The organism is Bacillus sp. MMSF_3328 (assembly GCF_030733525.1).
Classification (GTDB): domain Bacteria; phylum Bacillota; class Bacilli; order Bacillales; family Cytobacillaceae; genus Bacillus_AB; species Bacillus_AB infantis.
The window spans coordinates 1-22609 of record NZ_JASHIV010000021.1; the positions used below are offsets into that span (position 1 = coordinate 1).

The following is a 22609-nucleotide window of genomic DNA, read 5'->3' on the forward strand; positions in this document are numbered from 1 at the left end:
ATGCAGTTTAAAAGAGTTTTGGTTAGAAATTTAAAAGAATGAATTAGGGCGGTAGAAATGAAAGTAAAAAACGATTTATTTAATGTATTCATTTATTTATCCTCGGGAATAGGATTTATAATATCACTGTTGTTTTATGAGAATTTTGCGAATGGTTATGAACAAATGATCTTTTTTCCATTAATTTTCTTTATATTGTATTTATTATTTCTAGAAAATTTGCGTCATTCAAGTGTTCCTTTTACCGCCTATGGAATAATTGGGATGGAATGGATAAGATTTGTATTAATGCCCCCGATTTGTGCGACTGCTGGGGATTATGCAGGGTTTAACTATATTAATCCTTCTGCCCAATCCCTTCACTTGGCAACAACGTTGATGATATATGAAATTTTTGCCGTTGCAATTTTTTGTAGAATATTTATATCTATAAAAAATTCTAATAAAGATGTTAATTCTAGTTCACAAATATCTTTTTTGAAAGGTAATAGATTTGTATACCTCTCTTTTATTCTTTTGGCACTTGTAGTATTTTTGACGATTGGAAGAAACTCAAACTTGTTGAACTTTCTTTATATTCCAGTTAATAGTTCAGAAAGAATAGGTGATATAACAACTACTTCATTAGTTCTAGCAAGACAAATTTTGATTATTGGAATATTCCTTGTATTCCTGTGGACAGTTAGTTATTGCAAAAGGAAATATGAACAAACTTTCAATAAACTTTATATTTACTTATCATTATTAGTTGCACTATTAAATGTAGCTATAATTGTCGGCGAACGGAGAACGGCTCAAGTATATACTGCAGTCATATGTATATGGATTCTTATCAGATCTTTTCCAGGTTTTAAGAAAAAGATTGTATTTAGTATTGTAAGTACTGCTACGGTTATTTTAGTTCTTATGAGTATCTATAAGTTTTTTGGAGCCTTTCAATATGATTCATATTCCGCAGCACTGTCTAATTCTAATGCGGATATCTCTTGGCTATCACGAACCCTACAGAGTTACTTTTTTGGTCCAGAAAATGTAGCGATTACTTTAGATTTTTTTAAGTCAATAGATGTTGGAACTGGGAATATGTTCTATGACTTTCTACGATCTACTTTTGGAGTTAGCTTCCTTTTAAAAGGAGATGGGGTACTAACATCTGAAATCTTCAATACTTACATTTACGGCATTGAAAGACCAACTGGTCATGTTATTTCGGCCATAGGATACAGTGTTTTATTCTTTGGAATATTTTTGGCACCAATATTTGCTTTGTTTAATATTTTCATTTCGGCAAAAGTTGAAAAACAACTATATAAAAGTAAATCATATGAAATGATGTATGTTTGGGGGTACGTACTTGTAAGATTTGCGACAAATCTATTTGTAAATACACCTCCGCTAATTAGTAATGCATCTATTATGTTAGGAACAGCCGGATTGTTATTTTTTACAGCTTTTACCCTCAAATTAAAAAAACGGTATGGTATATAACCGGTTGATAATTAATCGTTCTTAGAAATGAGGTTTATGAATGAAAGTATTATTATTATCTTATGGAATTATAGATTACGATGGGCGTTTGATTGAGTTAAATAATATTGCAAAAAAGTTAGGGAAGGTAACAACAGTTTGTTGTGGAAAGGATAAGGATTCAACAGAAACTGAGAGAATTATTAAGATTGGTAATCATAAATATTTAGGTATCTATTTATTTTTTTCTTTCTTAGTTCAATCCTTGATAACAGCAATAAAAATGAGAAACATAGATATACTTGTAATTGATAATTACTTTGCAGCTATAGCAGCATTTGTAATAAAACCCTTTTGTAAAGTTGAATTTATAGTACAAGACGTAAGAGAGTTGTATTTCATTGAAGATATGAAGAGTTGGAGGGGGCGTCTTCTTTGTAAAAGTGAAGTTAAACTTATGAAACGGGCTGATGTAGTTTTATGCGCGAACAGCCAAAGAGCCGAGTTAATGTATAACCACTATAATCTCTCAAAAAAGCCAATTGTTTTTGAAAATGTAAGAGTACTTAATGGAATATATGATAAACGGGTTATGGCAAATAGATATTCCTCAATGTTTAATTATGAAATAAACATAATAAGTACGGGAGGAGTTTCTGTAGCTAGAGGCACTGATAAATTGATAAGTTCTATGAAAAACCTTTCAGATGATTATGGCTTATATATAGTTGGCGGTGGCAATAAAGAGGACATTAGTAAAGTCGATAAGTTAATAAAGGAACAGAACATAAAAAACGTTCACTTTATAGGTAAAGTACCATTACCAGAACTAAAGTATATTGTAAAACAATGTGATATTGGAATTGTGAATTATCATAAAAATGATTTGAATAATATGTTCTGTGCTTCCGGTAAAGTTTATGAATATTTAGCAGAAGGGCTACCTATAGTTACAACCGAAAATATACCATTGAAGGAATTCTGTGATAAAACATTTACAGGTGTAGCTGACGATAAATTTTATAAAGGTATATTAAAAGTCAGTAATAGTATTGAGGATTTTCGAGATGTTGTTAGGGATTACATTAGTGAAATATCTGTCAATGACTATAATGAAAGCATTGCAGAGAATGTTAGGAAGATATTTATAGAAAATAGAAGTCCTTCAATTAAAGCTTTGGAGTAATAACCATGTCTAATAAGTTCATCCGATCAGTATCATTACTAGCATCAAGTTCAGTAATTGCACAGTTAATTTCATTTTTAGTTTCTCCTATAACAACAAGGCTATTTACTCCAGAAGAGTATGGAGTTTATACACTTATTATTACAGCAATATCCATATTTGGACCTGTAATCTGTTTGAAATATGATATGGCAATTGTTATAGCGAAGTCAGAAAGAGAATCTTATTCCATTATTAAACTTTGCATAAACTTATGTGTTGTACTTAGTATAACTCTTGGAGCAACATACGGGCTATTGTTCCTTCGAGAAGAATTTACAGGAGTAAACCTTTTAATTATAATCATAAGCTTAATTATTCTACTTATTGTATACGGAGTAAACAATATTTTTTTATCATATAATAATAGGAAATCTTTATACAAAATTATTTCATCTGTTACAGTTATTAAATCTTGTGTCAGTAATTCATTACTAGTACTAGGGGGCTTACTAAATCTAGGAATCATAGCGTTGGTATCTTCAAACATTTTAGGTTCTATTGCTGGTATAGGCAAGCAATCGAAGGATGTTCGAAAGAATTTTAATGTAATTAAATTGATTAAATTTAATGAACTAAAAAAAGTGTTCTTTGAATTTAGGTATCAACCTATGTTTAACGCCTCTTCTGCACTTTTAACTACTGTTACTTATTCAAGTATAAATCTGTTTATTAAGGAAGGTTATTCAACTTCACAATTGGGACTGTATTCACTATCTTATCGTGTTCTTGGAATTCCCTTTTCCGTAATAAGTGCAAACATTGCACGGGTCTTCTTTGACAATGCGGTAAGAGAAAAAAAGGAGGTAGGCAACTTTCAAAAAACATTCAAGAAAACGCTTTTTATTTTACTAATTACCATAATTCCTACTATGACCTTTTTAGGAATATTAGCACCATGGCTATTTCATTTCATTTTTGGTTCAGAATGGAAAGAGGCGGGTCAATATGTAAGAATATTAGCTCCAATGTTCGCGGTAAGGTTAATTACTGAATCACTTACTACAAGTTTTATTGTATCAAAAAGGCAAAATTTGGAGTTGGTATTTCAAGCTACTTTACTTGTATGTGAATTAACTATCTTTTTAATTGTTTTTATTAATAAAATACAAATAGAATCTTTTTTATTTTTATTATCCGTTATTTATATGTTAATACATGGAACAATGTTATTTTATATGTACAAATTAAGTACTGAAACCGCCAAGTAGTTTTATACACTTTTCAATCCTGAATTTACACCTTTTATAAAGTTACCGTACTAAAGCAAAAAAGATGCATACCAAATATTAGTTCGATTAGTAGTGGCAATAGCCCAAGGATGTCTCGAAATTTGTAAATTTTTTCTTTTGGAAATTGTGGGCTTTACTCCATTTAAATAAGGTTTTCAGTATTAAAGTATTTGAAAATAAACTATGTTAATTAACTAGTTCTTAAATTCAGTGCAAGAGAATAGCTAGCTTGGTAATTGGAATATTTAGTTTTTTCACTATAGTTAGCAATTTTAAACTTGTTCAAATTTATTTAACTTTTACTCAAACAATAGAACAATGGTAATTGGAAGTGTCTTTTGGCATTTTATTTATTAGTATAAAGGAAAAAAAGGGAGTTATTTAATGATAAATATAATAGGACTAGGCTATATAGGTTTACCAACAGCACTAATGTTTTCAAAAAGCGGACTTAAAGTAGTTGGAACAGATAAAAATGAAAATTTAGTATCCTCCTTACAACAAGGTAAACTTACTTTTGAGGAAGGAGGATTAGAAGAACTGTTTCAAGATGCTGTCTCTTATGGTATTGAATTTTCAACTGAATACCAAAAGGCGCACACTTATATTATTGCAGTTCCTACACCCTATCTTAAAGATAGTAAGAAACTAGATCCAAAGTATGTAATATCAGCTGTAAATAGTGTTCTTGATGTATGCGAAAAAGGTGCGGTATTAATTCTTGAATCTACGATTACACCTGGCACAATTGATCGATATGTTCGTCCTGAAATTGAAAACAGAGGGTTTGTAATTGGTGAAGACATTCATTTAGTACATGCCCCTGAACGAATTATTCCGGGAAATATGATCTATGAACTTGAACATAATTCAAGAACAATAGGTGCCGATAATATCGAAATAGGAAATAAGGTTAAAGCTCTTTATTCAAATTTCTGTAAAGGTGATATTGTTGTTACCGATATTAGATCAGCAGAAATGTCTAAGGTAGTTGAAAACACCTTTAGAGATATAAATATAGCATTTGCAAATGAACTAGCTAAAATCTGTAGATCCGATAATATGGATGTGTACGAAATAATCCGGATTGCAAATAAACATCCACGTGTAAATATATTACAACCTGGTCCTGGTGTTGGGGGTCATTGTATATCAGTTGATCCATGGTTTTTAGTAGGAGACTATCCAGGATTAGCTAACCTAATTTTAACTGCTCGTAATACCAATGACTCAATGCCAACGCATGTACTTAGTAGAATTAGGGACATTATGAGAGAGCATCGTATAAATGATATTTCAAAAGTTGGGTTATATGGATTAACATATAAAGAAAATGTTGATGATACAAGAGAAAGTCCAACATTACAACTTTTAGAAAGGATGGATGAGCATTTAGCTTATGGTGTTAAAGTATTCGACCCATTGGTTAAGACAAGAATTGTTGACCATCAATTTATGAATGTTGAAGACTTTATCAATGAAATAGAAATTCTAGTAATAATGATAGGTCATGACCATATTAAAAACAATATGGAGCTAATTAAGGATAAATTCATACTTGATACTAAAAACATTTGTACGTTTGATGGCGTTTATAAATTATAAGGTAGAGGTGAATCAGCTAAGAAACCGGGGGCCTGACCCACACTCGGTGAAGGGTTAAAGTATTTGAATACAGACAAGAGATCTCACCACCCTTGCGATTATTTTTAGTATGAGGTTCCTGTCACTTCCCGATATTTGTCGAATTGATAACTTGAGACAAAATGGTCGAAGATTTTTTAACTTCAATATGAGGAAGCCCTGCCATTTGGCAGGGCTTTTTTAGGAGGCATGTAGATGATGAAAGTGTTGGTCACCGGTGGAGCTGGATATATTGGTTCTCATACTTGTGTGGAGTTGCTTGCTAGTGGTTATGATGTGGTGATTGTTGATAATTTGAGTAATAGTTCTCGTAATGTTATTGACCGGATTGAGCGGATATCCAAAAAGGTCACGTTTATTCAAGCTGATGTAACGATAGAGCCGGTTGTTCAAGCTCTGTTTGAGCAACACGATTTTGTTGGGGTGATTCACTTTTGTAACCGTCAAGTAGAATTCAACAATTTTTAGTAAATAAGATTAAACAGTTTTCATCAATTAAGATTCAACACTCTGGTTATCAAATAACGCTTTTCTGTATTTCATTCTGATACTGAATACAGCCAAGAGATCTTACCACCCTTGCCATCCTTTTTACCACTGTCCGCCAAGGAATTAAGGGTTTGGGTGCCTGTCACTCCCCGCAAGTAGTAACTCCATTGAATAATAGGTGTTTTACAAATTCCTTCTTGTTCTAAACTGTCCTTTTGTGGAATAAGAAAAGCTGCCTTGTTTAGCAGCTGTCTTGTTCGAGCTGATATAATAATTAAAAATCGTGTCGGGTGGGCATCCCAGATCTCATTTTAATATAAATAGAAACGTCGCTTCATCTTCACTTGGAGCAGTTTCATAGGCCCTGCCATCAGAAAACACTCTCACTTTCTGGCCGACCTTGAGATTCTTTTTTATAAAAAATGGAATGCGTTTAGTGTCGTAGAAAGTCCCTCTGAATTTATAGATTTCACTTAATTCCTCTTCCGTTTTCCCCTGAATGCTTTCCCCAGAATCTTCGACAAGCCATATGACATTCTCGAATACACCAATGATATAGCCTGTATGAGTGCTTTTGGCTTCGGTGAAGATGAAGATGCCAATACCTATGGTTGCCATCAGGCTGATGATCGTTATCCATTTTTTCATCTGATTGACCTCTTAATTTTTTCCGCCAATGGTTGTGACGTTAGCAAGTATCACATCTTCCTTGGAAAACGGGGCCTGACCCCACATTCTGTGAAGGGTTAAAGTGTTTGTGTGAGATCTAATCATGGCCGTAAAATCGGGGGCCTGGTCACACATTCAGTGAAGCACTAAAGAGTAAGAGACTTAATAAGGAACGGCTAATGATAGCAAGTTTTTTGGATTGCCAAGGAATATGCAGAAGCCATCCGCTACATCCACCGTATTCCGATGTAAGCCAAAATGGCCAGTGATCTTTATCACTACCCCGGAGCAGATATCCTTCTTATATTGACCCCATACAGTATGAATGCAGCCAAGAGATCTTACCACCCGTTTGACCACTGTCTGCCAAGGAATTTACCAGGCTTCGCCAACAGAGTTACCAATGTATAAAAAAGCCCTACAGATTAACTATCTAGGAATCTGGTAGGGCTTTTATTTTTCAGTCTGGTTACTGAAGTAATCGAAGATTGTCTTTCTAGATCCTTCGAAAATTGAGGGCCTGACCCCACATTCAATGAAGTGCTAAAGTGTCGGTATTAGTCTGATTATTGGAACACAAAGAACTCCCTGTAACCGTCAAGTAAAGATAAATTGCTAACTTGAAACAAAATACTCGAAGATTTCTAACTCAAAGGATGCCCTGCCATTTGGCAGGGCTGCTGTTATGGAAATCTACTCTATCTGTCAATGGGGGCAATAACTGTCCTAATATAGATAGTTTTACTGCATAAAATGAAAGGGAAGTATTAATTTACTTTCTCAATTGTTTTTAAACTATTAGAAGACTGTATGTATACAATATATTTATAAGCCTTTGCTCCTCCATAACTATGGATTACTTCAGTGCTCCGTCAGAGAATACAGACAGACCACTCCAGAATACCGGAGTTGCTGGGTGACAGATTTCCAAGAAACCAGGGGCCTGACCCCACATTTAGTAAAGGGTTAAAGTGTTTGTGTGAGGTCTAATCAGGTCCGCAAAAATTTTATCTCCCTCGCTACTTCTCTTTTGCAAAGTAACAGTGTTGAACTTTATAAAGTAAGAGTGGAGAGTAATACACTATTTTTTAATAAGGAACAGATATTGAAGCAAGTGTATGGGACTGTTGTATTTTGCAAGAAAAAAGTGCAGAGTAATGCAATAAAAACTGCAGAGGTTTGCCACCCATGATATTTACCTTTCTTTGGAAAGTGCATTAGAAAGACGGTAACTCTCTCCATGAAAACTTATGATATGCGCATGATGGATCAAGCGATTTACTAAAGCTGCTGTCAGTCTCGAATCTGAGAAATCGGGGGCCTGACCCCACATCCAGTGAAGTATTAAAGTGTTATTTATTAATGTTCCACTTTATTCGGGAATTGATGGTATTAGTTGTTTTAAAATTGACGGAGTCACTATCCAAAATGGTTGAAATCGGGGAACTAAAGCGGGGGCAAGACGCCACATTGAGTGAAGGGTTAAAGTGTTAGTTGTAAATGATACTCTACTTTATGAATAATAGCAGCCAATGAAATGTACCATCAATGACATTCCATTTACCACTTAGTGACAAGTAATGTACCAGGCGTGAGGGTTTAATCAAATGTTTGATTAATTACATATAACTTTGCTTTGCAGGAAAAGACAGCATGAGGAGTTGTAAATCATTTTTACATATCTTTAGGTAAATCATTAATAATTATTTGAGTATGATGTATATTTATTCCAGTTGTTTGACTGCTTAATGCTTAGTTAGATAAAATATGCGTAAGTAGCACGCTTCATTTCATCTTTTCACATATACTGTTTATAACAACTAAGTAGAGGTGCTGCAAATGAGTAGAAGGAGGGTAAAGAAAGTGGTTAAGTTAGCAAGGGCACGTGTGGCAGGAAAAGTTGCAAGAGGCCATAGCCTTAGAAGAAGAGGTATGAGTATAGAAGCAAAAAATGAGTTCTTAGCCAATCAAATCGCTAATACTGCCTTTAGAAAACAGACAGAGGCACTTAAGGTAAGTAAAGATGGAATTGTCACCAATGCAGATTATAGAAATCCAAAGCATAGAAGATGGATGGAAGACTAATGAAGCCAGGGGATATTTATGATGTTGTCTTTCCATACAAACCTCCACTTCCGCCGGACGGCACATCTTATAAAGTGCGTCCGGCTTTAATTATCTCAATTTCTCCAAATGGGACCGCTTTAGCCCTTACGATAAAGATTACGGGTTCTGGTCCGACTCCCAAGTTTCCTAACCGCATTAGAATTATAAGCTGGCAGCATGCAAAATTAGACAAACCCTCCTATGCTGAAATAGATTCAGAGGAATATTTTGATCTTGAGGACGCGGAAACATACCGCGGAACGTTGAGCCCTAAAGATCTGAATAATGTCCTAACAGCTTATATATTCAATTAAAATCAAGCACCAAATCCACGAAACAATAGATTCATATAGGGGGTCTGAACCCACTTTCAAGTCCTTATTCATATTCAATAAAGAATCAAAGTGTAAGAGATTTAATTTAGGAGCCCTCGTAGGGAAGAGTCTTATAACACTAACTTGATTCAGTATTATAACTCAGCAGATTAATTTACAATGGGATTTTTTCTTAGTTGTTATATTAGATTGACGAGATAAAGGAATTGGCTTACAATTAATTTATAGAACATACGTTCTTTTTAGAAGGAGGGATTTAATGCCCAGACAGCATCGGGTTTGGTATCCAGGTGCTCTGTATCATATTGTTGCCAGGGGAAATCGGCGGGCGGCGATATTTCTGGAAGATATGGACTTTAAGATGTACCTTACGATATTGGAAGATGTCCGCAGTATGATGCCTTTTATTCTTCATTCTTATTGCCTCATGACCAACCACCTTCATCTCCAGCTTGAAACCTCACAGCATCATATCCAGCATATTATGAAAGAAATGCATTCCCGCTACGCCATTTATCTGAATCAGCGATTGAAGACGGACGGCCATGTATTCCAGGGGCGTTACGGTGCTAAGCTGATTGAAACAGATGCATACTTTTTAGAAGCAAGCCGCTACATCCACCGCAATCCCCTGGAAGCCAAAATGGTCAGTGATCTGAATGACTACCCCTGGAGCAGCTATCCTTCTTATATTGACCTCACACAGAATAATCCCCATATTGCCCACAATAGAACACTGTCCTATTTCCGTGAACCCGTTGAAGATGAATATCGCAAATTTGTTGAAAAAAATGAAGAGATTGAGGAGGGGCTGCTATGTATGCCAGGTCGGCCAGTATTGGATTAAAAGGAATGGAAGGCTATATTGTGCAGGTGGAAGTAAGGACATCAATCGGAACAGATTCTATCATTATTGCAGGCCTGCCGGATGCCTCGGTCAAAGAATCGAAGGAGCGGGTGGCAGCTGCCCTGCACGCTTTAGGCTATTCCCTGTCCGGCCAAAAGATTGTCATTCATCTCTCGCCGGCTGAACAAAAGAAAAATGGTCCAATGTTTGATCTGGCAATGGCGGTCAGTACATTGATCAGTCTAAAAGGACTGGATGTACATATCCCCGACAGCACCGCCTTTATCGGCTCTTTTGATGCTCATAACAATAGACCTTACCGTTGAATTTTTTATTCGCTAAACAATAACTTTTAACTTTATCAGAAACAGGTTTATTACAAACTGTACAAGTAGAAATAGAGCCAGAGCTAGTTCTTTCATCTGATGTATTTGTTTTTAATGCACGTTTATGTTCATCTCTCGCTTTTGGATTAGTAATATTTGCATTTGTAAAGGCATTATAAATCGCTATAATATCATCTTCATTTAAGAGAGGTTCTTTGTATTGAATTTTCAGGACCGACACTTTCCGATGAATAAAATCAGACAGCTCTATGTCATATACTATAATTTCATCTGAAGCAATTTTACGGTAATCTAAGTCTACTTTAAAAGTGCAGCGCTTTGTAAAAGATACTATTGAGATAAATAAATCATGGTACTTTTTATCAATGAATGACGTTAATGCTTTTATATGCCCATAGTTTTGTACAAAAGGGTTCATTATTTTAAACTTTCCATTGACCAACCATGTTTCACGACCTTTCCCACCATAAATAGTCCCCTGATAGTTTTTTGTTTCAATGGCAAAGATACCATATGGAGTTAAAACCATATGATCAATTTGGGAGTACCCTGATTTTGCTTTTGGATTCTTTACTAGAAGATCGCTTAAGTACCGACAATCCTTTGGCAGCTGATCCAGTTGTATATCAATTTTGTATTCTCCAATTTCACCTTTTCGAGTAGCAACCTGTTCATTCGCCTTTTTTGGTTTTGACGTGGTCACATTAGCTTGTTTTGGTTTGTCCTCGTTCTTTTTCCTCTTTAAAAAGTTTAGGAATAATAGCATTATTTTCTCCCTGCTACTTAAGTATTATTTTAATTGTAACTTTTTGTATAAAATTAAACCACAACGAAAAAATCGAGGGCTCATCATCATTGGGTGAAGGATAAAAGTGTTAGTTAATGTAAAGGTAGACGATAAACTAGAATGAACAGTTTTCCACAAATAAGAATAAATAGAATTCAACAAATAAGATTTAACAGTTTACCTTGCTTTAATTGAATATTGCGAAGTAAATGAGCCACTTGTGCGCAGAATAAAGCCAGTTAGAAGCTAAGTGTTCCGAAACATTTAAGGGGTGAGGCCACAGGATAGGGACAGGTACCTTGGCTCATTCGCCCTTTTTTAGTAGGTCCATGGAGAACCAATCAATTTATATCAAAAATATATCCCAAAAAATCCAATTTAAAAAGTTGCATAATAAGTGAAAAACCTTGAATAAAGTTATACAATGACAAAGGAACTTTCAAACCATTAATCTACTTCAATAGAAAGGCGATAGAAAATTGAACTTATCAAAGAAAAAAAGAGTACAGCTAGCTTTTCTGTTGGGGTCACTGGCCATTTTAGGTCCATTTACGATTGACACGTATTTGCCTTCATTTCCTACTATAGTTAATGATTTTCATACGAATGCTTCGCTGGTTCAAATCAGTTTGACCACTTGTTTATTAGGACTCGGATTAGGTCAATTAGTTATAGGGCCTATGAGTGATGTGCATGGCCGGCGTAAACCATTGCTCATCTTCCTTACTTTGTATTTTTTATCCTCTGTCACTTGTGCCATCGCACCAAATATTTATACATTGATCGTTTCCCGGTTTATTCAAGGCTTTGCAGCTGCAGGAGGACTGGTTATCTCGAGAGCCGTTGTACGGGATTTGTTTAGCGGAAGGGAACTAACGAAGTTTTTTGCTTCTTTAATGTTGGTTGGAAATCTTGGTCCCATTATTGCGCCAATTATAGGCGGTGCGATTCTGACGTTTACGAGCTGGAAAGGAGTTTTCATTGTCCTGGCTGGTATCGGCATAATTTTCACCTTCATTGTCAGCTTGAAACTGGAAGAATCGCTGCCAGCTGAAAAACGGGTACCGGGAAATTTCAAGCAAGTCATCGGGAACTTTGGCATGTTATTAAAGGATCGTGAATTTGCTGGATATGCCTTTACACAAGGATTTACAACAGCCGGAATCTTTGCGTATGTGTCGGGTATTTCTTTTGTCTACCAAAATATTTATGGAGTATCCCCTCAAGTATTCAGCTTCTTATTTGGAGTCAATGGAGTGGGCTTAATCATAGGAACTCAACTCGTTGGCCGATTAGCAGATTATATACCGGAAAAAACATTCTTAAAAATTGGATTAGGGCTTTCCAATACAGCTGCTATTCTTTTGCTGACAGCCCTATTACTAAAGGCACCGCTTCTGTTAGTTGCGCTTCCTATTTTCTTTTTAGTCATGTCCATCAGTATTATTGGAACAGCATCATTCTCTCTCGCGATGGAAACGAAAGGGCATGTGGCCGGAAGTGCATCTGCTTTATTAGGGGTGCTGCCGTTCCTGCTTGGTTCCATAACCGCTCCACTTGTTGGAGTAGCGGGTGAGTACTCCGCGCTTCCGATGGGGATTATTATTTTGGCTGCAAGCTTGTTGGCTTTTTTGTCTTACTTCTTGTTGGTGAGGAAAGGGTCTTTGCGTCAGAAAGGACCAGGCGTGTCTGTTCATAATAACTTGTGATATATAAAATTTGAAAAACACCTTGCTGCTCGGTAACGGACCGAGGGGAGGTTTTTTTTTTTTGCGTGGAGCCAAGGGGACAGGTCTCTTGGCTCGGAATATCGGGGCTTGGCCACCTTCGGTGTAGTATTTGTCATTGCTGTCAAGAGATGCTGTCAGCTGCTAAGTCGAACAGGCAGCTCATAGATTTGTTCAATCGCTATCAAATCGATTGTTGTCTTTGCTCCTCCTTACCATGAAGTGTTCAGCAGCGTTTTTTGTTCTCTAGACTTCTTCAGAGATGCTGTTGTTGTTGTTTTTATTCTTTCTTTTCTCTCTTTTATTTCTTTTCTCTATTATGTATTCAGGTTCAATTCACGAGTCATCCACGACCAATTCACTTGCAGTCAAATAAAAAAGATTCTTTCTGTTTTTAGACTGTTCCTTGACTGTACTTGCCTCTTCCATTTCAGCCAGCTTTCGACCATTAGCAGACTCCTCCATACCAGACACCGTAAACAAAAAACCATGCAGAAGTCGCTCCGCCGTAATCAGGCCGAGCTTTTCCAAACGCTTTATCAAATGCTGAATCCACGAATAGCTTTTAAGATCCCTCTTTTTCAAGTAGTAAAACCACAGGCCTCTCCGCAGTAAATGAATAGAACAGACATACTGCCCTATATTCAGCACAATCTCACCAAACGGCAACACATCCTTCATCATCGCAGCACTCTTAAGAAGCAAATATAACAACAAGCCCTCCACATAATCAAACTCATCTCTCCACCGGACCAGCCTTTCAACCTGATTCGGCCCATTCATCTGTATCCGCATTCCCAATCACTCCTATTTTGTTTGTTCATCTCTTATATATAGATGTGAATAGAAAATGGACATGGTGTGGGGATATTTTTTTGAGCCAAGGGGACAGGTCCCATGGCTCAGTTTAAAAAAGTTCCATGGTACCGTGCTTTTGGCTGTCATTAATCAAACGTTTGATTAATTCTTATCCCTTTCATAAGGTAGTCAGAAGCAGCCTTGTATTGGCTTTCCTGTCATCAATTTGCTTAAAATAGGATTGTTTTTAATAATACACAAAATCTTGTATTGTCCTTCTTTAATCAAGCCAATTCAAATATAATTGTAAATAAAAGGAATACCTTAACTGCAATCATACGGGGGAGGAATGACAACCATTAGAATACTGTTACTATTTTGCTCACTTTTATTGTTATCTGCCTGTACTCTGGGTTCAGTTCAAGAAAAAGGTTATATCATAAGCAAAAGTGATTCCGAAATTTGGGTTGTACCTGCGACTGAAAAAGAGATGGAGGAGAAAGGCTTCGAGGAGCTTGCAGAGGTTTATGGGGGAGAAGGAACATATTTTAATATATCCAATCTAGATAGCAGACGTCAGGAAAAGCTTAAAGAAGGGCAAAATGTAATAGTCTACTATAATGGAGATAAAGCTGCCTCAGCCCCAGCGCAGGCAGGAGCCATAAAGGTGAAAGTTGTGGACTGCATTTGTTCTATGAAGCCTGTATTTGAGGGAGTTATTGCCTTAAAGTGGACTGAGAATGCCCACCAGATCCTGGTGATAGATAAGATTTCAGATGAGATGCTTGAGAATGGAACACAAGAAGAGAAGATGGATATTGCTTACCAAGAAGGAAATGGCATGATTTTTTATGTTAGTGAAACAGAATTTAAGAAACTAGAAGTGGGACAAAAAGTATCAGTTACTCATCAGGGAATGGCTCAAGAGTCGCTTCCTCCTAAGACAGGGGCATATCGGGTGGAGGTATTGGGGGAATGAAGGAGGGTCCGCGATTTCAACTAATGAACACTTCTCAGATATAAACTCTCTTCAAAAGCTGATGCCGGGGGATGGGTAGGAGTAATGCTTTCCCGCTTAAGTACAAACTAAACGGATTTATAAACCAAAAGCTGCTGGTTTGGAGGAGTATGTTTGCCAAATGAAATCATCGAAAAGGTTAAAAAAGGACTTAATGGCATAGAAATCGGATACTTTGATACAGGTCAAATTTTCGAGGAAGAAGCATACTATAGATATTTTGGTGCACCTGATAAGGAAACCCGTCGGTACAGCATAGCGGTTTTTACAGTATATTTTGGGAATTGGTACTACCTTTGCCGTTTTCCTTTTTTAGACCAGCCGCATCTATTGGAGGAATACATCCAGGCTTTTACAGAAAACCATCAGCATATACAAAAAGACTTCCCAGTCATGTACGAATATATCATTTCTTTTTTGATTAGAATTGAAGAGGAAAACAGTCAAAAGTATGCAGACTCCACCCTGGAGATTGATAAGGAATTGTATGAGCGTTTGAAAAGGGAAGTCTTAATCCCGAATAGAGACTATTTAAATAGACATACGCCAATAAAGTACTTTTATAGAGAAATAGGGGTTGATCCTTTTTTTGAGACTGATTTGTTTGAAGAGTAGTTAGAACTGGCTCACCTTCAGCGAGAGAAGAGGCTGTTAGAATTGAGCGGGGAAGTCCCGTTATACTATCGACTTTATTATGTTCACAAGCCAATCCTCACTGTGCTATTCTGCAGGTGAAAGATTGCCATGGAAAGGTGGAAATCATATGGTTTTGTCTGTCAAAAACTTCAGGGGTGATACATACTTTTTGCATAGCCGGCTAACGAAGAAAGGAAACCCTTCTTACCATTTTTCAAAAAAGGCTGAAGGCGCATCAGATATTGAGAATGTCCCTGAAGGATATGAAATCTATGAAGAGCCAAACGGGAAAATGTATCTGAGAAAACAGGCAATCTCACCTATTACAGCGGACGAGCTCCGGCTGATTGAAGAGGGGATGAAGAAATACTCCATCATTGAAGATTTTAAAACGGATGTCAAAAAGGATGCTGTTTATATCTATCAGGCATTCGATTCCTTCGATGCTGCCCCAGTGCCCAAGCCATTGCTGGAGAAGTATAAACAATATGAAACATCGCTCCGCTTTACTCTCATTGACAAAGATGAGCGTACGTTCGAAGTGGAACGATTCTGTTATATTGGCGGTATTGATGACTGGATTTATCTTGATGGACCGGATCACCTGGAACGTTTAATCCGTGAGTACACACCGCATTTGGGGAAAGAGTCTTTTTATGAGTTGATGTAAGGTTTTAGGTGCCTATCAATTCCCGGATGTTGTTGTTTACGAGTTCTTCTAATATTGGGGTCTTCCCCCAAAATTTGGGGAATCAAGATGCAGTTATTTGTCCAAAGGTACTTTCTCTCTTTTTAATAGATTAAATAAGTGAGCAGGTAAAAGCACTATTAACCATAGTTACTTATAGATCTTAATATTTTTGATCAACTGCCGTTTTAGCAGTAAACAATAATCATGATGATTTTGGGGCGATAGTATGATATTTATAGACTGTACTGATGATCAAGTAAAGGACCTTAAGGAATCAAAAAATTTAACATTAAGCTGGAGAATTCCCGTTGAGCCAAAGTTTGTTGAGATGAATGATGAAATTGTAGCTTTAATTGATTTTTCTTTTGGAGGAAGCTACGGCCCAGATAGCATAGAGATAGATAATTTTGAGGTTTTTGAGAAAGGGGAAGCCACTGGCAGCAAGATTATTTCGGCTTTCAAGGAGATGTATGAAAACAGGATAATCTCTTTGTATCCTGAAAATGAGAGATGCAAGAAGTTTTGGATGGAACACGGGTTTGTAATAGAGTACGAGGGGGATGATGTAGAAAGACTGGTATATAAATTCTAGTTGCAGTGACAGGTACCTCCCGATTATTCTTGTTTCACATAATGGTTTCACAAAGGGTGAAGTTAAATAGCTTCACTCTCTTTTTTTATGGATAAGCTCCCATTCAAATGAACCTCCATATCTCGAATCAAAAATTAAGAGTTATCTTCTTACAATTGCTAGTAAAAATAATCCTAAAGACTCATATTTTCACCTATTAAGAGAAATGGATTGAATCCACTTATAAAAAGCTTCTTATAAACCTCTCTCTCAGTAACAATTCCAGACTTTTATCACAGTAAAAAACTCTCGATTTAAAGAGATACCAGGAATAAAATCACAGACAAACTTCGACAATTCTGCGCATGTGTTTGACGAAAATAAAAACACATGATAGTTAATATATAGTACAAAAAAGGAAATTTTTGAAAAATGGGTATATGTCAATATGACTGATTCTTTAGCTTTGCTAAGGGTACTCTTATAACTCAAAGAAAAGGAGTTTTTTTCATTGCGCAAATTCTATTATATATCTTTACTGGCATTCATGATGATTTTTACTGGCTGCTCCAAGGAAGATCCGTCAGCAGCAGATTACTCAGATGTAAAATCGGTAAAAATTGAAGAAGAGCCGGTCCAGTATCCGGAGGCGGCCACTTCAGCTGAAGAGATTGTCAAACAGCAGATGGGGGAAAAAATAGAAAAGGCCATGGATGAAGGATCGGAAGAAGCCAATATGAGTGAGGAAGAGGTGATGGCAGATTTCGAAGCTGAAGGTATGACCGCTGAGGAAGTGTACAACGGCCTGGTGCACTGGTTTGCCGTTGATTATTCTGAAGTGAATGATGCGCTGGTCAATTATGAGCCTGCCTTCGGGGAGTATGGAGCAGAAGAGGAAGATCAGAAAACGAAGAATATCAGCATCCAGATCGACTCAAGCGGAAGCATGAATGGACAGGTAAGCGGCGGTGTGAAAATGAACCTGGCCAAAGAAGCGGTCGAGAACTTTGCTGCCGGTTTTCCGGAGGATACCATCATGAGTCTACGCACATACGGCCACAAAGGGACTGGGGATGACAAGGATAAAGCCATGTCCTGTGCAAGCACCGAGGTTATGTATGACGCCAATACTTACGATCAAGCTGCGTTCAAGGCGGCATTAGAAAAATTCAAACCGAGCGGCTGGACGCCTTTGGCGGCTTCCATCAAGGCAGGATATGAGGACCTAAAGAAAAAGGCGGGAGAGGATACAGAAAATATTCTCTATATCGTCAGCGATGGAATCGAAACCTGTGAGGGTGACCCGGTAAAGGAAGCAAAAGCTTTGGCAGATTCCGACCTAAATGTGAAGGTGCATATCATCGGCTTTGATGTGGATGATGCAGGTCAGGATCAGCTGAAGAAAACAGCTGAAGCGGGCAACGGAAAATATTATACAGTCAACTCCAAGCTCGAGCTGACCAATACACTCAATGAACTGATGGGTGAGGCAATCTCCTCCATTCGGAAAAATAACGAAAAAGCCATGAACGGCATTGATATCAATTTCAAAAGTGTCGAACTCCGTAAAGACGTACAAAAGCTTAGAAGTAATTTTATGAATATGGCTGGGGTGGAGAATGAGGTGTTGAAGGGGGCAGCTCAGGAGCTTGAGAGTCAGGAGAAAGTTACGTCTGAGGATGTAGAGGCGATAACGGAAATGGCGGATGAGCGTTTAAGTGTTCTTGCTGAATACAGCGGGAGGCTTGAGGAAGCGGCGCAGGAGAAGATCACTGTGAAGAAGGATGAATTGTTTGAGGCGATGGAGTAGTGGTGACAGGTACCTCCCGAATAATCTTGTTTCACACATCTGTTTCACAAATGTATATCAAGTCATTTATATAGCCATGCACAAAGAAAGGCCCAGAAAGTTTCTGGGCCTTTAGTGTATGAAAATTTAGAATAATAAAAATTTATATCCCGTTCACCTTCCATCTTTGTTATATTAGAAAAAAGTAATCGGTTCCATGGAAGGGGTAAATAGAATGAAAGGCTTCGTTCAAGGCTTGTATACTCTTTGTGAATGGATTATGCGGCTGGCCATTTTAAATATATTATGGGTCATTTTTACCTTAGTGGGTGGAGTGGTGTTAGGTCTTTTTCCATCAACCATTTCATTGTTCGAGATTGCGAGGAAATACCAAAAGGGAGAATGGGATACACCCATATTCAGTCATTTCTTTTCCGCTTATAAGAAGAACTTTTTAAAGGGTAACAGGCTGGGGCTAATCCTGATAACAGCCGGGACAGTGCTTTTTATTGACTGGCATCTTTTCTCGGCTATGAATGGTTTGCCTTTTCAGGTGCTTGCGGCCCTAGTGGTGGTTTTGGCAATTTTATATGTAATAGTGCTGCTGCACATTTTTCCTATCTACGTTTTGCATGAATTTACTATTATGCAATGTATAAAATATGCCTGTGTTTTGGGCGTGTACCGGCCGCTTAGCACAATTGGCATTGGCATGGGAGGCATCCTCCTTTACTTGATTTTCTCGACTTTTCAGCCTGTACTCTTCTTTTTTGGTGCAAGCTTAACAAGTATGGTTATTATGTGGATTTCAGGCAATACGATCATTAATATGAAAAAGAAGTCCACTCATAGTTTTTCAGCAGATAAAGCGGTATAGCTATGAAATACTTCCGCTTTCCAAAGTTCCGCCATTTAAAGAATCAATTATTGTTCCAGAATGCGCTTAGTATCAGTTTAATCATAGGGCTGACAGCAGTATTCACATATAATATTGCCATTAAAATACAGGTTAATGAAGCGATTAGATATAACACAGTGATGGTCACCCAGATTAGTAAAAGTATTGATGACATGGTGGAATCTTTTAATGATGTCATGGATGGGGTTACGTTTAACAATGAAATCCAGCGTTTGCTGCAAATTAAATATGATACGGGGAAAGAGATGCATCTCCTGAATAAATATTTAGCATCCCAAGTGGTGGATGAAACGGTTATGTTCAATGAGGTTGACCTTATCAATCTATATGATACTGAAAATCTCAGGGTGAACTTAAGAAGAAGTGTTAATAATAAAGACTTCAATTTCTTTAATGAACTTCGCCCCAATATGTATGACAGCAGCGGGAGAGTAACATGGAAAGTGGAAAACTCGGTCATTACGGCCAATCGGCTGATATACGGCATTCATTCATACAAGATGAATGAAATTGGCTATTTAACCATGTCGATGAAAACCTCTTACCTGGAAGACCGGATTCTGAAGTATGATCCCACTGAAGAAAGGCATATTATCATCCTGGATCAGGAAAATAATGTTGTTTTAACGAATGCTGAAGACAGTGGAAATGATGCATTTACTTCATGGGCATCAGATCTGGATTATAATTCAATTGATTCCGAGTCTTTTGTGGATATACCGGGGGACGGAAGGATGATTGTGAATAACTATCAGTCTGAATTAACAGGCTGGAAAATCATTTCCTTAGTAAGTCTGAATGAGATCTCAGCAGGACCTGTATTAATTGGGAGAACGATTTTCTTAATAGGATTTGTGGCTATCGTTATTGGCATTGTTGTGATTTGGATCAGTACACATTATATTGTAAAACCGCTGAATCAATTGCGGCTTGTTATGGATGAGGTGGAAAAAGATAATTTCCATGTCCAGGTTCAAATTAACCGCAAAGATGAACTTGGAAGAGTTGGGGATAGCTTTAATAAAATGATGAATAAAATCAACAATCTGATTTCAGATATTTATCAGAAGGATATCAATGAGAAGGAAGCCCAATTGAGGGCACTAAGAGCCCAGATCAATCCCCATTTCCTTTACAATACATTGGATGCTATTAACTGGATGGCTCAATTTGATAAAACAGATGAAGTGAGCAAAATGACAATTGCGTTAAGCAGACTGTTAAAATCAAGCATATCCAACAATAAGGAATTTATCAGGCTGGAAGAAGAAGCAATATATATCGATGATTACATGACAATCCAGAAGATCCGGTTCCAGGATAAAATACATTATTCAATGCAAATTGACGAAGCAGCAAAGAACTGCCTGGTCCCCAAACTGATCCTGCAGCCGATCGTTGAAAATGCGATGATTCACGGATTAGAAAAGAAACTGGAGAATGGTTATTTGCTCATTAAGGGATATGTGAAAAATGATCTATTGCATATTCAAATAATCGATAATGGTGTTGGGATGGACGAAAGGACAATGTCAGCATTGCTTAAAGGAGTTTATGTGAACCGGGATGAGAATAAAGGGACAGGAAATGGAATCTTGAATGTTCAGAATCGCATAAAGCTGCTATTTGGCAGAGAATACGGATTGAATATCGACAGCAATGAAAATGTCGGGTCCGTATTTGAATTGACGCTGCCTGTTCATAGGGAGGGCTATAAGAATGTATAAAGTTCTTATTATTGACGATGAGCCCATGATCACGAAAGGGTTATCCGAGAAGATTGATTGGGCCAGTCTGGACTGTATGATTCAAGGTATTGCTATGAATGGCCTGGAGGGGAAAAGAATGATTGACGAGCTGAGGCCTGATATCATTGTTTCGGATATTGTCATGCCAGGCTGCACAGGGCTCGAGCTGGCCAGCTATGTTCATCAGCATTATAAAAATACCATTATGATTCTGCTGTCTGGGCATGATGAATTTACTTTTGCTAAGGAAGCTCTCAAATACAGTGTTTTTGATTATTTGCTCAAGCCTACAATAAAAGAAGAAGTGATGAATGTGATTAGAAATGCTGTGAAGAATATCGAGGAAAAAAGAGAACAGGATAAGAATTATCAATATTTAGAGTCTGCTCTCCAGGAGAATATCCCGTTGATTGAGCAATCATTATTATATGATATTACAGTGAAAGGGACTGTTCATTCGAAAGATCTGAGAGATAAAATAGAAAGCTTTCATCTCACTTTCGGAAAAGGAGCCGTTTTAACAATTGAAGTTGATGCTTATGAAGAGAATCAAGCACCCAGCCCGATTATCATAAGGTACATTGAGGAAATATTGAAGAAGAATAATATCACAGTGCGGTATGTAGCTAATGACAATCAGATGATTATTCTGCCCTCTTTTCCAATAGGTGTCCCCAGCAAGGTATTGGAAACGAGAGTTAGGGATGTATCAGATAAAATTTTGGACCGCCTCAAAGCAATAGATCATTTAAGTGTATCCATCGGTATTGGCGGAATCTATTCATCTGTAAACAGTTTACATTCTTCTTACTTGCAATCAGCTGAAGCTTTGAAGAGGAGTTACTTTGCAGGAAAAGGGAAAGTTCATATTTTTGATGATCAAAAGCAAAGACATTCTGAGGATAAAAACACAAACAGTCTGGAAAGCTTTATTCAATCTTTTGAAGAGCGGAGCCTTGAAAGGATTTTGGAAGAATATGAACTTCTTTTTAAAGAATTGAAGTACACATATGATAAGCCGTTCATCTTAAATCAATGCCTGGAGCTTCTCATTAAATTGGGACTGCTCGTATCTAAATGGGATAAACACTTTAAAATATCTGTCGGATACGGGCAGCTGGAGAAATGCACATCAATAGATGAATTACAGGATTTCATGAAGAAAGTGATCATCAACATAAAAAGTCATCTATACGAAGAGATGAGTGAAAACAATATCGGGATTGTGGAGCAGGCAAAAAAAATAATCGAGCAGCAATATGACAATCCTGATCTGAGTGCACAGTATATCGCTGATAAACTTGATGTGAATGTAAGTTATCTAAGCAGAACATTTAAAAAAGAGACAGGTGAAAACCTGATTAATTTTGTTACAGAAAAAAGAATGCAGATGGCTCAAAAGCTTTTGGATACTACGGATTTAAAAACAAACGAAGTGGCTAAAAGGGTTGGCTTTATAGATGCACGATATTTCGGCCAGGTGTTTAAAAAATTCATGAGTACAACTCCATCTCAATATAAGAAAAGCAAATAGTCAAAATTTTAAACATAATATTCAAAATTT

At 37.0% G+C, this 22609-nt stretch carries 22 protein-coding genes; 18 read left to right on the forward strand and 4 right to left on the reverse strand.

What is annotated here, in order from left to right; all coding sequences use genetic code 11:
- The first annotated feature begins 57 nt into the window (after positions 1 to 57).
- The 5 genes from RBB45_RS22040 to RBB45_RS22060 all read left to right on the forward strand — a co-directional run bounded on the left by RBB45_RS22040 (position 58) and on the right by RBB45_RS22060 (position 6036).
- Positions 58 to 1488, forward strand: a complete 1431-nt coding sequence (locus tag RBB45_RS22040) for a hypothetical protein (RefSeq protein ID WP_306010336.1) — start codon at positions 58 to 60, stop codon at positions 1486 to 1488.
- 40 nt (positions 1489 to 1528) lie between these two features.
- Positions 1529 to 2653: a glycosyltransferase gene (locus RBB45_RS22045; protein WP_306010337.1), complete on the forward strand. Its 1125-nt coding sequence runs from the start codon at positions 1529 to 1531 to the stop codon at positions 2651 to 2653.
- A gap of 5 nt (positions 2654 to 2658) precedes the next feature.
- Positions 2659 to 3903: a lipopolysaccharide biosynthesis protein gene (locus tag RBB45_RS22050; RefSeq protein ID WP_306010338.1), complete on the forward strand. Its 1245-nt coding sequence runs from the start codon at positions 2659 to 2661 to the stop codon at positions 3901 to 3903.
- Positions 3904 to 4308: 405 nt separating this feature from the next.
- Positions 4309 to 5529 (forward strand): nucleotide sugar dehydrogenase, encoded by a 1221-nt coding sequence (locus RBB45_RS22055; RefSeq protein ID WP_306010339.1) that lies wholly within the window; start codon positions 4309 to 4311, stop codon positions 5527 to 5529.
- A 234-nt stretch (positions 5530 to 5763) separates the two neighbouring features.
- Positions 5764 to 6036, forward strand: a complete 273-nt coding sequence (locus RBB45_RS22060) for an SDR family NAD(P)-dependent oxidoreductase (protein ID WP_306010340.1) — start codon at positions 5764 to 5766, stop codon at positions 6034 to 6036.
- Between the two features lie 327 nt (positions 6037 to 6363).
- Here the strand turns inward: RBB45_RS22060 and RBB45_RS22065 are convergent, their stop codons facing one another.
- Positions 6364 to 6705 (reverse strand): DUF3221 domain-containing protein, encoded by a 342-nt coding sequence (locus RBB45_RS22065; protein ID WP_306010341.1) that lies wholly within the window; start codon positions 6703 to 6705, stop codon positions 6364 to 6366.
- Positions 6706 to 7921: 1216 nt separating this feature from the next.
- Positions 7922 to 8059 carry an ATP-binding protein gene (locus tag RBB45_RS22070; protein WP_306010342.1) on the reverse strand — a complete coding sequence of 46 codons (138 nt, stop codon included), beginning with the start codon at positions 8057 to 8059 and terminating at the stop codon, positions 7922 to 7924.
- Positions 8060 to 8589: 530 nt separating this feature from the next.
- Here RBB45_RS22070 and RBB45_RS22075 point away from each other — a divergent pair.
- From RBB45_RS22075 to RBB45_RS22090, 4 genes are all read left to right on the forward strand, one after another.
- A complete protein-coding gene (locus RBB45_RS22075) occupies positions 8590 to 8811 on the forward strand; it encodes a hypothetical protein (protein WP_306010343.1) in 222 nt (73 codons plus the stop codon).
- Complete coding sequence (locus RBB45_RS22080) at positions 8811 to 9146, forward strand: type II toxin-antitoxin system PemK/MazF family toxin (protein WP_306010344.1); 336 nt, start codon at positions 8811 to 8813, stop codon at positions 9144 to 9146. The genes RBB45_RS22075 and RBB45_RS22080 overlap by 1 nt, the downstream gene beginning before the upstream one ends.
- Before the next feature lie 280 nt (positions 9147 to 9426).
- A complete protein-coding gene (locus RBB45_RS22085; protein ID WP_306010345.1) occupies positions 9427 to 10014 on the forward strand; it encodes a transposase in 588 nt (195 codons plus the stop codon).
- On the forward strand, positions 9984 to 10340 hold the full coding sequence (locus RBB45_RS22090; RefSeq protein ID WP_306010346.1) for a magnesium chelatase domain-containing protein: 357 nt from the start codon (positions 9984 to 9986) through the stop codon (positions 10338 to 10340). Before RBB45_RS22085 ends, RBB45_RS22090 begins: the two co-directional genes overlap by 31 nt.
- Here the strand turns inward: RBB45_RS22090 and RBB45_RS22095 are convergent.
- A complete protein-coding gene (locus RBB45_RS22095; RefSeq protein WP_306010347.1) occupies positions 10297 to 11127 on the reverse strand; it encodes a nuclease-related domain-containing protein in 831 nt (276 codons plus the stop codon). The two genes, RBB45_RS22090 and RBB45_RS22095, sit on opposite strands and share 44 nt — an antisense overlap.
- Positions 11128 to 11627: 500 nt before the next feature.
- Between RBB45_RS22095 and RBB45_RS22100 the strand changes: the two genes are divergently transcribed.
- Positions 11628 to 12857 carry a multidrug effflux MFS transporter gene (locus RBB45_RS22100; RefSeq protein WP_306010348.1) on the forward strand — a complete coding sequence of 410 codons (1230 nt, stop codon included), beginning with the start codon at positions 11628 to 11630 and terminating at the stop codon, positions 12855 to 12857.
- 354 nt (positions 12858 to 13211) lie between these two features.
- Here the strand turns inward: RBB45_RS22100 and RBB45_RS22105 are convergent, their stop codons facing one another.
- The gene (locus tag RBB45_RS22105) at positions 13212 to 13670 is read right to left on the reverse strand and encodes a hypothetical protein (protein WP_306010349.1); all 459 of its coding nucleotides are present in this window, start codon (positions 13668 to 13670) and stop codon (positions 13212 to 13214) included.
- Between the two features lie 352 nt (positions 13671 to 14022).
- Here RBB45_RS22105 and RBB45_RS22110 point away from each other — a divergent pair, with 352 nt between their 5' ends.
- From RBB45_RS22110 to RBB45_RS22145, 8 genes are all read left to right on the forward strand, one after another.
- On the forward strand, positions 14023 to 14652 hold the full coding sequence (locus RBB45_RS22110) for a DUF3221 domain-containing protein (RefSeq protein WP_306010350.1): 630 nt from the start codon (positions 14023 to 14025) through the stop codon (positions 14650 to 14652).
- Positions 14653 to 14805: 153 nt separating this feature from the next.
- Positions 14806 to 15306 (forward strand): hypothetical protein, encoded by a 501-nt coding sequence (locus tag RBB45_RS22115; protein ID WP_306010351.1) that lies wholly within the window; start codon positions 14806 to 14808, stop codon positions 15304 to 15306.
- Between the two features lie 148 nt (positions 15307 to 15454).
- Complete coding sequence (locus RBB45_RS22120; protein WP_306010352.1) at positions 15455 to 15997, forward strand: hypothetical protein; 543 nt, start codon at positions 15455 to 15457, stop codon at positions 15995 to 15997.
- A gap of 247 nt (positions 15998 to 16244) precedes the next feature.
- Positions 16245 to 16610: a hypothetical protein gene (locus RBB45_RS22125; RefSeq protein WP_306010353.1), complete on the forward strand. Its 366-nt coding sequence runs from the start codon at positions 16245 to 16247 to the stop codon at positions 16608 to 16610.
- Positions 16611 to 17100: 490 nt separating this feature from the next.
- Complete coding sequence (locus tag RBB45_RS22130; protein ID WP_306010354.1) at positions 17101 to 18399, forward strand: vWA domain-containing protein; 1299 nt, start codon at positions 17101 to 17103, stop codon at positions 18397 to 18399.
- A 214-nt stretch (positions 18400 to 18613) separates the two neighbouring features.
- On the forward strand, positions 18614 to 19255 hold the full coding sequence (locus RBB45_RS22135; protein ID WP_022544464.1) for a YesL family protein: 642 nt from the start codon (positions 18614 to 18616) through the stop codon (positions 19253 to 19255).
- A gap of 2 nt (positions 19256 to 19257) precedes the next feature.
- A complete protein-coding gene (locus tag RBB45_RS22140; protein ID WP_306010355.1) occupies positions 19258 to 21024 on the forward strand; it encodes a sensor histidine kinase in 1767 nt (588 codons plus the stop codon).
- Complete coding sequence (locus RBB45_RS22145; protein ID WP_306010356.1) at positions 21017 to 22579, forward strand: response regulator; 1563 nt, start codon at positions 21017 to 21019, stop codon at positions 22577 to 22579. Before RBB45_RS22140 ends, RBB45_RS22145 begins: the two co-directional genes overlap by 8 nt.
- Positions 22580 to 22609: the final 30 nt, after the last annotated feature.